This is a genomic window from Nocardia pseudovaccinii, assembly GCF_050942345.1.
Lineage (GTDB): Bacteria > Actinomycetota > Actinomycetes > Mycobacteriales > Mycobacteriaceae > Nocardia > Nocardia pseudovaccinii.
Genome location: NZ_CP192074.1, coordinates 8,693,027 through 8,706,479, shown reverse-complemented (window position 1 = coordinate 8,706,479; position 13,453 = coordinate 8,693,027). Strand labels below are relative to the sequence as shown.

The following is a 13,453-nucleotide window of genomic DNA, read 5'->3' as shown; positions in this document are numbered from 1 at the left end:
CCCCCGAACGGCTCGAAGGTACTTCGTCTCTTCGCGTATCTCCTGGTGACTCAGTGCTGGAAGCCGTCGGTGTTGGCGGCCTCCATCGCTTCCAGCTCTGTCGCGGCGTCTGTCAGACCCGTCGAATACGACCGCAACAGTGCGGATTTGGATTCGAGGACGGCTTGGAGGTTGCGATCGGAGTTCACGTAGCCGTTGTCGCCCTTGGCGAATCCGTCCCCGAACTCGTCGTTACCCCACTTCCCCCAGTGCGCCGCAGACGCCGCCTTGACCTTCGACAGCACGGCGTCGATCCGCGCCGCGACACCATCGAGATCGCCCCCGACCGCGCGCAACTGTTGCGTCTCGACGTGCACTCTGTCTGCCATAAGACCCCCCGGTCTCGGTTGAAGCGGCTACTGAAGTTTCACACGCAGGCGCTTGCGATAAGCCATGTGCGTCACCGTGTCCGAGCGATCCGCTGCCTTCAGTGTAGAGCTTCCGGGTCGAAGCCGCACCAGCCTGATCCTGTGCGTGATGACCCGTGGCGATTCCCGCCCTCCGACGGATATGGCCTGGCAAGGGCACGCCGGAACGTATTCGGCCGAGATCAGCGCTATTCCCAGCATAGGATCACCTCGCTCAACTCAGGATATGCGGAGCCATGGCACATCTCAGCGAAGTCATGCCGCGTTGGGGAAGATGGTCATTACCGCAGCAGTGGCCTTCTCCAGTGTCGCCTGGCTGTGGCCGCTGACTGCGTTGATTGTCACGGCGGGCACATTCGCGAAGTCATATTCGTCGGCAGCCGGGTCGAATGTCGGGCCGACTCGGAGCATGTAGCTGGCGTTGTCGTCATTGGATGTCCGATACGCTTGCCGCCCACCGACTTTCACGGGCAAGTAATTCTCGAACTCGCGGTCCGTGGCATGTTTGTACTCGAGATAGATCGAGTGTCCGTCGAGCTCGAACCAGCAGCGGTCGACCCATTGGGTATCGCCCCGCACCGCGTTCGGCAGCTTCGTCAGGACCGCACACGGGTCCGCGCCAGTCACTGGCGTTTGTATCGTGTCTGGCGAATCGCCCAGTCGCGGAGCGCGTTTCCACTCGGCCAGCGCCACCGTGACCAGGGACTGTGTGCCAGCACACGGCTCAGCCCCGGGCGGAATCGTGAGCGTTAGCGACATCGAGCCTCCGGCGGGCAATTGCGCGAACGCGCTGCAGGTACGGAACCGCGCGCTGGCGATCTCCTCCGGCGGTCTGGTGTCCTTGTCGCTGATCATATTCACGGTCAGACCCTCGATCGTGACGGTGGTACCGGCATCCATAGCAACGTCGTCGAGGGCCCGGACAGACCAGTTCACTCGCGGGCCGGTCTTCTGGTCTTCGCCGAGTTTCGCCTCGCACTCGTATAGCTCATTGGTGCCGACCGCGGTGACCGGACCGAGTTTCGCCAGTTCGGGACGCGGCAGCAGCGCGCACACGTCAGTGTTGCGTAACCGCACCAACTTCTCGTACTGCGGCCCCGCCGCCACCGACTCGTCCGGCCCGCCATGCTGACAGGCCGCCACAACTACGATGAGCGCCGCGATCAGCGCCAGCCGCCGAAACATCGAAACTTCCCCCACTTCGCTGTCGATCTCAGGCCCTTCACCGTAGTTGCCGACAGATATGGGGCACAGTGGCAGCCCTGGGTGTCGAACATTGCAGTGCACGCGATCTGGAGATCGCCTGGAACGGGACCGGTCCGCAGATGCCGGACACCAGGACCCCGCTCGATCGGTTAGCTCGTCGTTGCAGGTGTCGGTGCTGTTGTAGCTAGCGTCGGTGACGCCCAGCTTTTCGGCGAACGAGGTCAGTGCTGCTATGAGTTGCGTTCCGCCGTCACGGGTTTCGGTTGCCGGTGGCGAATTCGTCGGCCGGGTCCGCTCGTGTTGGAGCGCACGGTGGTGATTCCCCCACGAGCGGAGACGTGTTCAAGTGGCCTGGCGTACCTCGACTTCATGTGCGCCTTGAGAAACGAACCACGCCTGCAAGTCTGGTCCGTCCAGTAATGCTGGTGAATCGACACCAACGTCTACTGGCCCGACCACGAGACCGCTGGCACCATCGACGAGGCAGCCGCCTATACGCGCGCCCGAAAGCCTTGTTCGTCCGAAGACACACTCTCGAAGGTCGGCGTCACGTAGATCTGCTCCCGAGAAGATTGCCCTTTGCAGCAATGCACCGCGAAGGTCCGCTTCCCGGAAATCCGAGTGAGCAAAGTCCGCTCGCTGCATGTCGGCCTGGCGCAGCCTCGCGTACCGAGCATCGCAGCCACGCCCCTGGACCTTTCGAAGATCGGCACTACTGAGGTCGGCTCCCTGGAGCCGAGCCCCGGCAAGCCACCCAGTGTACAAATCGGCATCAATGAGCGGTACTCGATTCATCGTCGACTCGCTCAGCTCCGCTCCGAGGAGGTCCAGTCCGGATAGATCTGAACCCGTGAAATCCAGGCCGCGACCATTGAGAAGCGACGAGGTTGTCTGCTCGGCAGCGGGATCAGCCGGGAGGCGCTCGAAGTAGTCCGACAGCGCCCGGTGCGCGGCCGGATCTTCAGGCCAACAACGAACGCTACTCGGAGAGCGACCGTGACCTATGGTCATCGTTTACCACAGCACCTTTCCTTGCCATTTAGGATTATTCGCGACGAGCTCCTGAAGGCGAGCTTTACGCTCAGCAGTCATGCCACTTTCGTCGATCATGACGCCCTCTCCGTCGTCGAGCGAGTCCTGAATCATGTCGATGAATTCCTGGTCGGTCTGCACGTTAGCTATCGGTTTTCCTGCAACTTCGGCTGGGCGATAATCCGGAATTACATCTGGCGAGCTCTTCACATCCCAATGGGCATTCGTATTCCTGTCTATGAACTCACCCTGATCTTCACCGTTGGGGCCAAGCGGAGCCCGCTCGAGCGGCCCAACCCTACCGGCGTTCTCGTTTGCGAGTCCGACCTCCGCCTCTCGCCTCGATTGCGGGCTCACCTTGCCGTTCTTCGCGGGGTCCTTTGCCAGTTCCTCAACCCGCGCCTGATACTCGGGAGTTCCGGGGGTATTACTCGAATTGGAGGGGCCGGATGGTGCGTGGTGGTCGTCCTCGACGACTTTGACTGTCATTGCCGCGATCGAGGCCAGGGCGGCGTTGATGCCGTTTTGGGTGAGGTCGGGGATGGCGGTGAAGACACCGGTCGCGGTTCCGGTGGCGACGACTGCGCCGAAGATGATCAGGACGCGGCTGATGGAGACGGTGTTGCGGATGATTCCGGCTGTGGTGGTGACGATTTCGGCGGTGACGGCGACACCGCCCGCGGCGGCAGGGGCGGCGGCGGTGCCTGCGGATGCGACTGCGAGGATTCCGACGATGGCGACGGTGATGAGGACCGCGCCCGCGAGTTCCTTCGCGGCGCTGGCGACTGCGGCCTGGACATCGTTGCGCATCGTGGCGAGAGCGTCGTGATGATCCTGCACCGGTCCGGCCAACGCTGTCGCCGCCTGCGACAGCAGTTCCGCGGCCTTGTGCAGGGTTGTCAGTCTTCTTCGATCTCGCGGATATTCGGGTCACTGCTGCCGCTGAACTTGGCGTCGATGCCCTTGATACGGTCTGCGGCTCCGGTGACGTTGGTGTTGTTGGCGAATGTTTTCCAGGCATCGGCCGCGATGCCGAGCTTGGTGACGTCGCCGTTGGGGATCTTTCGGACTTGTTCGAGCAGTCCTGTAATCGAGGTATCGATTCCGGCGCCGTTGACTCCCTTGGCGGTGGTCGGCAGTGCCATACCGGAGTCGTACAGCGGTTCGGACGGGGTCGGGCGGGTCGGCTCGGCACCGCTGGTGGTGGATCGGTTGGACTGCCACCAGTTGTAGCCGTTGGCGGCCAGCACATCTCCGAATCGTTGCAGCGCATTGCACAGGGTGGCGGCGAGAGTGACTATGTCGCAGGCGTTCCGGTCATATGCGGTCGTCCACGGCTCGGACTTCTCGTGATCCCCGGCCATACCGCCGCAATCGTGTACGAGAGCGCGTTGCAGCGGCCCCAACGTAAGCGAGATATCGCTGGCCAGCGACTGGCATTTCTTGGCAGCATCGAAGTACATGCCGGAGTCGATGACCCAGGTGTCACCCACGGGTTTACCCGCCCTGCAGCATCTGCTTGTTGACATCGGCCGCGGTGCTGTAGCGCGTGTGCGCCTTGCAGGCCGCGTCACTCACGGCGGCTACGCCTTCGGCGAATTCCCGTGCGGCCGCGAGCCATTGGCTGTGGGCTTCGGCGTAAGCGCTAGCTGCGGCGGATTCCCAGCTCCCGCTGTGCAGGGCTGCGACCTTGTGGTCGAGTTCGTCGAGGTGATCGTGCAAGGACCCGGCCAGGCCGTTGAGGCGCGACACGATCTGATCGAGTTGATCGAGGTCGACACTGAATTGAGAGCTCATGGCAGATCCAGGCTGGAGATACCGGACGCGTTGCCGGTGTCGGTGCTCTTGTAGTTGGCTGCGGTGACGCCCAGCTTCTCCGCGAGCGAAGTCAACGCTTGCATGAGTTGTGTTCCGCTGTCACGGGTTTCGGTCCACCCGGTGGAGAACTCGTCGGCCGCGTCGCCGGTCCAGTCGGAACCGAGTAGGGTCTCGACCTCGCGGGCAGCCGAATCAAGGGCCTGCTTCATGGTGTCGGCGATGTTGTACTGCACATCATCGGGCACGACTGCCAGATTCTGGTTGGAAAGCCCCCCGGTAGCGTTCATCACCCGACGATAACGGCGCTCTACCTCGGGCGTCCATACGGTTGGGTGCCAGGTCGGTTGCCTGGCAGCCGTCTTCCCATGTCGATCGGCCCTCGACCACGTCGACCCACTGGAAGGGAGTGGGTCCCGTCTGCTTGTGGCATCGCCAGCCAGTGGTAGGTGGCAGAGTAAAACCAGGCCGGGACTGCTAGCGGTCGAACTCGCCGTGGGTTGTCGCGGCAGTTGAGGCCGACCATTCCGCCGAGGTGAACATGAGCGCAGGGCCGGATGGGGTCCTTCGAATCGCGAACGCTGACAAGGGTGTTCGGACGGAACGCGATTTCGACGCAGTTCGAGTGGGCACCGCTATGACTGTTCTTGAACCGCTTCGCGTCCGAGCGGTTCGCCATGCGGTGCCCCTCTGGGGTCAGCGGTCGAACTCGCCGCGGGTTGTCGCGGCGGTGAAGGCTGACCATTCGGCTGGGGTGAATACCAGTGCGGCGCCGGATGGGTTCTTCGAATCGCGAACGCCGACAAGGGTGTTCGGGAGGAAAGCGACTTCGACGCAGTTCGCGTTGCCCCCACTGCGGCTGCTCTTGAACCAGTCGGCATCGGTCAGATCGATGTTCACGCGTACTCCTTTGCCATTCGCGTGAGTAGAGCACGGCTGTCGATGGGATCCATCGCACTTTGCCGGAGGCTCGCGTACGCCTCATGGTATCGCCGCATGGTGGTTGGCTTCGCAAGATACAAGTTCCCCGTGAAATTCTCCGTGTAGACCACTGGCGGCTCGATCGCCTGCCCGTGCTTATCCGCGCCGAACTCCAGGATGACGAACGGACCGACCGCGACCCCGAGGGGGAATCCCGCACGGAACGGGAGGATCTGCAAGTTCACGTTGGGACGGATGCTCATGTCGGCGAGATGCCTCAGCTGGGTCGCCATCACCTTAGGCCCGCCGACCATTCCCCGGAGGACCGGCTCTCGAAGGATGACGTCGAGTGCCGCAGGATGGTGCTTCCGGGTGATTCTCGTTTGCCGTCGGACCCGTAACTGCACTCGGCGTGCGTGCTCCTCGGGGCCATCGTCCGGATAGACGGATCGGATGAGCACACTCGCGTACGCCGGTGTCTGCAACAACCCCGGCACGAGTTCGGGCTCATAGGTAATCAGCCGCTGCGCCGAAGCTTCCAGCCCGACGAAGAAGTCGAAGTTTCTTGGCATGACGTCGCCGAACTCGTACCACCAACTCAGCTCGTTGCCTTGCGCCGCAAGCCCTTTCATCGCGGCCGTGTGGTCCGCATCGAAGCTGTAGATCTTGCACAGCGCGTCGACGTCCACATCGCGGAGATGCGCCACCGTGCCCTTTTCGATCCGTTGTAATGTGCTGCCACTGCGGTCGATCAGCTCGGCCGCTTGGTGCAGCGTGAGTCCGCACCCCTGTCGACCATCCCGCAGATACTTCCCCAACTGCCGCCGTGCAAGCGTCGATCCGTCCTCCGACATACCCCGCCTCCCATCAGGTTTCACTGTTCGCAGTAGCAGAGCACACCGCCATCCCATGTGGAGGTCACATTGCGAATGATCATGCAATCGCGACATAACCCCAGGAAGGATTGCATCCAAGGGGGTATTCGTGGACCAGATCAGCGTTGGCATGATTCGTGTACGGAGGGTTCACTCGACCCGCCGCGACCCGGCACCGCACGCTGCTCGGTGAGAGTGTCTGAGCCGAGTGCGGCAGATGTGGGCTGAATCCGCAGGATCGAAACCAATTGAGAACGACTTTGCGTCCCAACGGAACCGATTGACCGTTTCACGCGTCCAGTACAGTAAGCGGACGATCAGCGAGGGAGGGGAAGCCGATGGAAGTAGGGCAATCGGCCGCGAATGCGCTGTATCAGCAAGCCACTGGGGGAACATTTCGGATGGAGGCCGACGCCGCACGGCGGTGCGCTGAGGTCTACACACGGTTGGTCGAAACCACACTTGAACCGCAGATCGTCGCGTCCCGCAGTGTGCACCAGCATGAAGGCTTTGGGGGCTTCGATTCTGCCAAGCAGCTTCAGGATGGATTCTCTGGCAAGGCCGTAAAGATGACCGAGGCTCTCAACGGGATGAAAGAGGCAGCGCTCAGGATGGCGGCGGCCTATCTGCAAGCTGGTCAACTGGTTGAGGAAGCCGACGCAATGAACGCCCGAGCCATGAACACAGCCACCTCGGAGGTACAAAAGTCATGACAGGGATGCGTAAGGCGCTGATTGCCCTGCTGGCGATAACAGTCACCCCGTTCGCGGTGAGTTGTTCGACGAACAACGACCCGACACAACCCGCTGTCAACTCCGGTCAGGCCAGCACCTCGTCCACTGACACGCAATCGGCCCGGCCGACGCTTACCGCACCCAAGCTTCAGCCGCCCTCGCAGGACAACAAATACACTGCTAGCACCGGACGTCCAAAGATCGTCTTCGACCCGTGTACTTGGGTTAACGACCAAACGATTCAAAAGGCTGGATTCGATCCCGCCTCACGCAAACGCGGTAGAGATCTCGTCGCCGAGTACAGCTTCCTGGTTTGCAGCTTCTCCTCCCAATTGCGTGACCTGAGTCTGGACTCCGGAAACGCGACTTGGGCGGAAGACCTCGCGAAGGTGGGCTCGTTCAGCGAGCCGATCACCGTGAACGGCCGCGAAGCTCTGTTGGTTCATGATCCGGAAGTGCACCGCGGCTGTCAGGTCGACGTACGAACCAAGGTGGGATTCGTACAGATAGCGGTCTATCTCACCGACCGCGCCCCACAGACCCTCAACCCCTGCGACGGCATCACCGACATCGCCTCCACTATCGAGCCGGAGATCGGCAAGGACAACTGACGATGACCGGCCTCGACATCAACGATGTTCCTTCGGCGCTCGGTGCATTCGATTCGAGCCGCAAGCCCGACACCAGTCAGCCGAGTACGCTCGCGCGCAGTCAGCAGCAGGGTGCGGAGCAGTACGAGACGAAACTGTCTGCCGATGGCCAGGATCCGGCGTACATCACTCGGATGGAGCAGTTCGAGGGCCACACCCACGAGGAGATCTACACCAACGCCCAGCAGATGAGTCCGGGCATCATGCATCAGCAGGCCGATACCTGGATCAGCATCGCCACCGCGCTGAGCGGTGGACTGTTCGGCGCGAATCTCGCGATTCAGAAGGCATTGTCCTCGGGCATCGAGGGGGCCATGGCTGATGCGGCTCTTGCTGCGGCGCAGACGTTCTATCGGCAGGCAAGTGATGTCGAGCAGGTGATCAATGCCTGCGGGCACCGGATAAAGGGCGTGGCGTCGGCCGCCGAAGTGGTGAAGATGACGGTGCCGCCACCGTCCGCGGCGCAGGGGAGCAGGGGTTCGGCGACGTCGCTGGACCCCGCGCAGGTCATTATTTCCGCGGTCGGCGCGGGGCTGGTCGGGGACGGCGACAGTCAGGAGGTCGCCTATCAGCGCGGCATCGAGGCGCTGCATCGCACGGCGATCGACACCATGAACAACAACTACAAACCGTCCTACGGCCCCGCCGGATCAGGAGTTCCGACATTCGTGCCGGTCACGTCGCCGGGCGGCGGTGGCAACGAGGGCGTTGCCGGGCCGAGCGGCGGTAGCGGGGGCAGCAATGGCGGCGGCACCACTGGATCCGGTACCGGAAACACCGGCGGTAACAACGGCGAGTCGAATGGATCGGGGACCGATCAGGGCACGGTGAACCCCACTGGTCTCGACTCGAATTCCACTGCCGGACAACAGACCCAGTCCCCGACGACGGCCGCGAGCTCCACCGCCACCTCGCCCGCCGCGACAACCACCACTCCGACGACCTCGGGACATGCGGGCGGCTTCGGCACATCCGGATCGGGCGGCACATCCGGGCCCGGCAGCAGCACCACACCGAGTCCGGGACGCAGTGTCACCGGTGTGCCGACGACCGGAAACTCCGGCGCGGCAACGGTTTCCACTGCGACGACCAGCGCGGCCGGCACCGGCCGCAACGGTATGTCGGGCATGTCGCCCGGCGCGGGGCGCAAATCGGGGGAGGACGAGTCGAACCGCAAGGTTCCCGACTATCTGATCGGCCAGTACGAAGAACTGGTCGGCCCGGACGATCCGGCGGTTCCCCCGTCGATCGGGGCCGACGCGCCCTCGGCGTACCCGAGCGGTGAGCGCGGGTGAAGTTCGAGTTCACGCCCGATGAGTTCATGCACATCTGGCGTGAGACGCGGTCGGATCGCTACCCCTTTCCCTTGCGCCTGATCGCCTCGGTGCGCTGGGAGGACGAATTCGACCAGCTCACACGCGAATTGGACCGCCGCCTGCCGCTGCACGCCAACCCCGACCTCTCTGCCGTCTTGCGCGTGGCCGCAGATCCGCGAATCGCATTGGCGCTCACCGGAACTCGGCGACGCCCATTGCGCGCATTCGGCGCGATCGACGCCGACATCGGCGTCACCCTGGTGCAACGGCCGGGCCCCACCACCGATTTCGGCGGCAATGTAGTGCTCGAGGTCGGCACCGCCGCGATCGTGCCCGCCGTATTCACCGCAGTGCTCGGCGACGTGCCACCCGGACGTCATCCGGCCGTGGCCGAAGATGCCCAACGCCTGGTCGACAACCTCGAGTCCTGGACCGGCATCAAAGAAACACCGTCCGACCGTATCTACCGCCTGCTACGCGCCCCGCGCTCCGGTTCCGGAACCGTGGAATTCCTTCGCGGCCTACGCGATTCCCATCCCGCCCCACCCGAATACCTGAACTGGTTCGACATCGACGGCGACGGCCGCTACCACTACCGCCACCAATACAACGAATTCCACATAACCCCGTGCGACCAGCTCACAATTCGCCGCGAAATCACCCGCCTGGCACAAACCATCCCCTGATCCACCGCTCGAGTACCGAGGGGTGCTCCACTTCGACTGCCAGATCGCTGGATGACCTGTCGACGCGGAACACCCACGCGCTGTCAGGACGGCCTGGCTCGAGCCCTCGACTCCAGCGAACCGGCGGAAAGGGTCGACTGCGGGTCGACACGATGTCGGACGCGGCCGTCCCCGGCGGGGCCGAGACGGTCGATTGCTATGGCGTGTCAGGCTCTTTGTCGAGCGAAGGACGATAGCGCGGATCTTGTTCTATTGCTGCCCGGAAGCGCGGGTGAGCTTGGACGAAGGCGAACCTTTCGTCATAGATCGGGCGGTACGTCACCCGCTGGGCACTCTTGCCGAACAGGTGGATGACCACCACCAGCCCCAGCGGAATCGAACCCGGGAACAGTGCGAGTACCAGCGGGATGAGCAGGGGATCGACATGCGCCACACTGACGATCACCACAGCGACGAGATTGGCGGCCATCAGCCATAGCAGCGAGCGGGTGGCCCAGCGGTATCGCCGGGCGGTGCGGACGCATCGGTCACAAACGGGCCACTCGCCGACGAGGATCGTCGAAACAGGCGCGACCGGCACCACGCCTCCGGTGAACAAGTCCTTGCCGAGGTCTCGTTCTCTGGCTGTGCGATGAAACCGCGGATGCAGATCCGTGTCGTAGAAGCGGGCCCGCACGTGGCTTCGCGACACAGCCGGACGACCGTGCCCGGGACACAAGTCGGGCAGAGGTTGCGCAATTTCCAGTTCGAGTGGTTCGACGCGTAGCCGCCGGGGTGTTTTCCGCCAGAGCGAACCGGTATTCGGCAAGGCGTCCCGACACCGGCGCACCCGGATCGTCACGTCGTCCTCATGCGTATACGGCCGCTGATACACCAGCGGAGTCGGCGGTAGTGGGTTCGCCTCGAAGCCGTCACCACTATTGGGGCGGTAGTAGTCACCGGCCAGGCGAGGTCGCCTCACTCGAACCATCCGCGTTGATTGCGGTCCTGGAAGTACAGATCGTCGTCGTTCAGATCGTCGGGTGTGACGATCCGTTCCCGATTGGGCTTTCGAGTTCCTGGAATCACGTGGCTCGCTGGGTGGTCACGGCTACTTGCGACGTTGGGGGCCGACGTGGACGGAGCTTCTTGGGGAGTGCTGGTCGGCGATTGCGCGGCCGACGAACTCGGAGATGGCTCCGCAGGTGGCGAAGTGTCGGGATCCTGGTTCCGGTAACTTTCGAGGATCGCGTTCCCCAGTTCGGCCTTTCGCTGGATTTCCTCGGGCGATGTCGCCGCGAAATCCTCTAGCGCCTTGGGGATGACCGCGTCGCCGAGACGCGCGAACGACTCGCTGTGCACGAGATCGCGAATGGTGCCCTTTCCTTGCAGGATCTCCTGCATTTGCGCCTTCAGATCCGGAGCGAGGCCCGGGCTGCCGACAATGATGTTCAGAGCCTTCGCAAGGTGACGTGACATGCCGACGTCGCCGCCGGCGAGATCCAGCATCGGTTCCTCGCGATTCATCAGTTCACTCCGGGATGGTCGTAGGTTCCACCGAGGCTGGGGATTTGGAATTCCATCGCGGTTCCGATGAACGCTGTGATCGTGCCGAGCGCTGCTTGTGCGGCAGCCAGCAAGGCTCCAAGGTTCTTGACCTGTTTCACAACATTGAGTGTCATCGCGAGGAGGATGGCATTGCAGACGACCTCGAGTGCGGCGGCGGCGGAGGCGCCGACGCCGGTTGCCGCAGCAGCAGCTGCGGCGGCTTGCGTCAGAACCCACTGAACGACACGGTCGCCGAGCTCCAGTATTCCCGCTTGGACGGTCTGCGCGATGCCGAACGATGCCCACGCGAAGGCGGCGACGGCGTTGGAAATCTCTGTCAGCGGCTCGACCTGCCCGTCGAGGGCCGCCGACAGTTTGGAGAAGTAATCATTCGCGCTGGTGGCCGCGTTGCCCTGCCACGATGACTCGACATTTTTCATCGCTGCGTCGATGGCGTCACCGTAGGCTGTGTTGTAACCCGCCAGATTCTCTACTGCCTTGGCGGACTCGAGCATTTCCTGCCAATCTCCTCCGAAATACTTCTGCACCTCTTCGATCGGGTTCCATCCGGTCAACGAAACGATGAGATTCAAGTAATAGGTAACGCTGTACGCGTTTCCGAGGACGAAGTCGACCAGAGTTCCTCCGGTCGACAACCAGGCCTCTACCTGCGGTTCGACGAGCTTCTCGGTCGGATCGGATGCGGTAGTCAGGTCTGTCATTTTCCGGCCTTTGTCGGGTAAGTCTTATCGAGTGCTTCGGCTCGTGCCTTGTCGACGGTTCGGTACATGTTCGCGGCGTTCTTCAACTCCGTAGCGGATTCGCTCGTCTTGGAGCCGAGCCGTGTGTAATTCACCGCCAGTTCGTCGCAGGCCTCTTGAAGGACCCCGATGAGAGGTTTCAGGGCCAAACCGGCATTGCTTTCCAGATCGAGATACTTCTTGGCGTACTCGACCGCCCTCGCGCTTCCCACAGCGATTTCCGCCAGCTGGTCTGCCGCCTTGTCGATATCGTCTGGGGCGACCTTGAATTCGTATGTCATTCTTTGACTTTCTGTTGATGTGGCGAGAACCGCGCGTGCCGACGCAATCCCGTTCGTTTCCGGCTGGGGTGGCGTGTCGGACGCGCGTCTACGTTGGCCGATCGGTGCGAGAACTCGACCTGGCGGTAGGGAGGTGCGTACCCGGGCCGGATTCCGGTGCCAGGGTGCACTTCTCGGGCTGTCCACCATGCCATCGCGGTCACCCCCCTCGTGAATCGCCGTAAGAATACTTCACCTCGAGCATCCGGCCCCAGGTTCCGGACGAGGCACACCACCCGCGGCGCGGCGGGTGAACTGGCGGAGAACTGGCGCGGCACAAGGCCGTTGGTGGCGAAAGTGTTCGGCCGATAGGTGTTCGGTGGATAGGGAGATAGGGGCTGTTGGGTGCCAGCCGGTTCGCAACTGCAGGGGCCGCACTCGCTCGCGGTACCGGTGTCAGCGTGTGTGGGGCGGAAAGTGGTGTGGCGGCTGGTTGTCCGGCAGCCGGTAGCCCTGCGGCGGAAGGCAATTCGGCGAGTATGCGGGTCCGGGAGCCGGTTGCGGCTGGTAGCCGTTGGGTGCGGCCGGATTCGGGGGATATTGCGGTGGATATTGTTGGGCGCCTGCCGGATACGGGTTCGGCCGGTGGCTTCCAGGCGGGTTCGTCGGTGCGGAACCGTAAGCCGGGTACATGTTCGGCGGTGGCCCATACCCGGGATAGGTTCGCGGATCAGTCTGCGGCTGAACGGATCCGGATCGCAGTGCGCGCACGTCGCGGCGCTGCACGGTGACTCGGGCGGGTTCGTGGAGGTCGTAGTCCGGTAGGTCGTTGTCGTCGAAGAAGCAGAAGGCGGTGGCGAATCCGCGCCAGAAGTAGCCGCGGACCAGGTTGCCGAAGGTCGGCCAGCGGCCGTCCTCTCCCCGGATGACCACCAAGCCCAGCAGTGCTTTGCCGATGGTGGCGTGGATTATGCGCTGCACGATCACCGTGTGTACGAACGACAGCGCCGCATAGGTCGCCACGAAGACGAGGACGACCCACGCCAGCCCCGAGACGGCGGTGTTCGCTACCGCGCCCGCTGATCCGCCATGTAGCGCGATATCGAAGAACGCCGCCGTATTGCCGCGCAGTTCGCGCGGCGAAGGGTAGCGAGGATCATTCTTGTCGCCGTGGTACTGCGGCGCGCGTGGCGGAACCTCGAGAAAGTCGTTGACTCGCTGCAACCCTCGACCGGCGATCCCCATATCGACGATCCTGGCATA

General features: G+C 63.0%; 19 protein-coding genes. 4 read left to right on the top strand and 15 right to left on the bottom strand.

All coding sequences use genetic code 11. The features are described 5' to 3' along the window. Positions 1-50: 50 nt before the first annotated feature. The 10 genes from ACQPZ2_RS39340 to ACQPZ2_RS39295 form a co-directional block, all read right to left on the bottom strand. Positions 51-368 carry a hypothetical protein gene (locus ACQPZ2_RS39340; RefSeq protein ID WP_433523026.1) on the bottom strand — a complete coding sequence of 106 codons (318 nt, stop codon included), beginning with the start codon at positions 366-368 and terminating at the stop codon, positions 51-53. Positions 369-662: 294 nt separating this feature from the next. After that, positions 663-1,592 carry a hypothetical protein gene (locus ACQPZ2_RS39335; RefSeq protein WP_433523025.1) on the bottom strand — a complete coding sequence of 310 codons (930 nt, stop codon included), beginning with the start codon at positions 1,590-1,592 and terminating at the stop codon, positions 663-665. Between the two features lie 363 nt (positions 1,593-1,955). Continuing rightward, complete coding sequence (locus ACQPZ2_RS39330; protein ID WP_433523024.1) at positions 1,956-2,624, bottom strand: pentapeptide repeat-containing protein; 669 nt, start codon at positions 2,622-2,624, stop codon at positions 1,956-1,958. A gap of 3 nt (positions 2,625-2,627) precedes the next feature. Next, positions 2,628-3,497, bottom strand: a complete 870-nt coding sequence (locus tag ACQPZ2_RS39325) for a hypothetical protein (RefSeq protein WP_433523023.1) — start codon at positions 3,495-3,497, stop codon at positions 2,628-2,630. 47 nt (positions 3,498-3,544) lie between these two features. Beyond that, positions 3,545-4,138 (bottom strand): hypothetical protein, encoded by a 594-nt coding sequence (locus ACQPZ2_RS39320; protein ID WP_433523022.1) that lies wholly within the window; start codon positions 4,136-4,138, stop codon positions 3,545-3,547. Positions 4,139-4,142: 4 nt separating this feature from the next. After that, complete coding sequence (locus ACQPZ2_RS39315) at positions 4,143-4,442, bottom strand: WXG100 family type VII secretion target (protein ID WP_433523021.1); 300 nt, start codon at positions 4,440-4,442, stop codon at positions 4,143-4,145. Then, positions 4,439-4,750 (bottom strand): WXG100 family type VII secretion target, encoded by a 312-nt coding sequence (locus tag ACQPZ2_RS39310; protein WP_433523020.1) that lies wholly within the window; start codon positions 4,748-4,750, stop codon positions 4,439-4,441. Before ACQPZ2_RS39310 ends, ACQPZ2_RS39315 begins: the two co-directional genes overlap by 4 nt. 20 nt (positions 4,751-4,770) lie before the next feature. After that, on the bottom strand, positions 4,771-5,139 hold the full coding sequence (locus ACQPZ2_RS39305; protein ID WP_433523019.1) for a DUF397 domain-containing protein: 369 nt from the start codon (positions 5,137-5,139) through the stop codon (positions 4,771-4,773). 17 nt (positions 5,140-5,156) lie between these two features. Further along, positions 5,157-5,360 (bottom strand): DUF397 domain-containing protein, encoded by a 204-nt coding sequence (locus ACQPZ2_RS39300; RefSeq protein ID WP_433523018.1) that lies wholly within the window; start codon positions 5,358-5,360, stop codon positions 5,157-5,159. Beyond that, positions 5,357-6,235, bottom strand: coding sequence for a helix-turn-helix domain-containing protein (locus ACQPZ2_RS39295; RefSeq protein WP_433523017.1), 879 nt, complete (start codon positions 6,233-6,235; stop codon positions 5,357-5,359). The genes ACQPZ2_RS39300 and ACQPZ2_RS39295 overlap by 4 nt, the downstream gene beginning before the upstream one ends. Before the next feature lie 359 nt (positions 6,236-6,594). Between ACQPZ2_RS39295 and ACQPZ2_RS39290 the strand changes: the two genes are divergently transcribed. The 4 genes from ACQPZ2_RS39290 to ACQPZ2_RS39275 are packed head-to-tail and all read left to right on the top strand — an operon-like array spanning position 6,595 to position 9,642. Continuing rightward, positions 6,595-6,969 carry a hypothetical protein gene (locus tag ACQPZ2_RS39290; RefSeq protein WP_433523016.1) on the top strand — a complete coding sequence of 125 codons (375 nt, stop codon included), beginning with the start codon at positions 6,595-6,597 and terminating at the stop codon, positions 6,967-6,969. Beyond that, complete coding sequence (locus tag ACQPZ2_RS39285) at positions 6,966-7,601, top strand: DUF3558 domain-containing protein (protein WP_433523015.1); 636 nt, start codon at positions 6,966-6,968, stop codon at positions 7,599-7,601. Before ACQPZ2_RS39290 ends, ACQPZ2_RS39285 begins: the two co-directional genes overlap by 4 nt. A gap of 2 nt (positions 7,602-7,603) precedes the next feature. Next, on the top strand, positions 7,604-8,935 hold the full coding sequence (locus ACQPZ2_RS39280) for a hypothetical protein (protein WP_433523014.1): 1,332 nt from the start codon (positions 7,604-7,606) through the stop codon (positions 8,933-8,935). Further along, the gene (locus ACQPZ2_RS39275) at positions 8,932-9,642 is read left to right on the top strand and encodes an ESX secretion-associated protein EspG (RefSeq protein ID WP_433523013.1); all 711 of its coding nucleotides are present in this window, start codon (positions 8,932-8,934) and stop codon (positions 9,640-9,642) included. The genes ACQPZ2_RS39280 and ACQPZ2_RS39275 overlap by 4 nt, the downstream gene beginning before the upstream one ends. 196 nt (positions 9,643-9,838) lie before the next feature. Here ACQPZ2_RS39275 and ACQPZ2_RS39270 read toward each other — a convergent pair whose 3' ends face one another. The 5 genes from ACQPZ2_RS39270 to ACQPZ2_RS39250 all read right to left on the bottom strand — a co-directional run bounded on the left by ACQPZ2_RS39270 (position 9,839) and on the right by ACQPZ2_RS39250 (position 13,435). Next, complete coding sequence (locus tag ACQPZ2_RS39270; protein ID WP_433523012.1) at positions 9,839-10,603, bottom strand: hypothetical protein; 765 nt, start codon at positions 10,601-10,603, stop codon at positions 9,839-9,841. After that, positions 10,600-11,130 carry a hypothetical protein gene (locus tag ACQPZ2_RS39265; RefSeq protein ID WP_433523011.1) on the bottom strand — a complete coding sequence of 177 codons (531 nt, stop codon included), beginning with the start codon at positions 11,128-11,130 and terminating at the stop codon, positions 10,600-10,602. Before ACQPZ2_RS39265 ends, ACQPZ2_RS39270 begins: the two co-directional genes overlap by 4 nt. Positions 11,131-11,147: 17 nt before the next feature. Next, positions 11,148-11,825: a WXG100 family type VII secretion target gene (locus tag ACQPZ2_RS39260; protein WP_433523010.1), complete on the bottom strand. Its 678-nt coding sequence runs from the start codon at positions 11,823-11,825 to the stop codon at positions 11,148-11,150. 62 nt (positions 11,826-11,887) lie between these two features. Continuing rightward, positions 11,888-12,211, bottom strand: coding sequence for a type VII secretion target (locus ACQPZ2_RS39255; protein WP_433523009.1), 324 nt, complete (start codon positions 12,209-12,211; stop codon positions 11,888-11,890). A gap of 435 nt (positions 12,212-12,646) precedes the next feature. Beyond that, the gene (locus ACQPZ2_RS39250) at positions 12,647-13,435 is read right to left on the bottom strand and encodes a hypothetical protein (RefSeq protein ID WP_433523008.1); all 789 of its coding nucleotides are present in this window, start codon (positions 13,433-13,435) and stop codon (positions 12,647-12,649) included. Between the last annotated feature and the right edge of the window lie 18 nt (positions 13,436-13,453).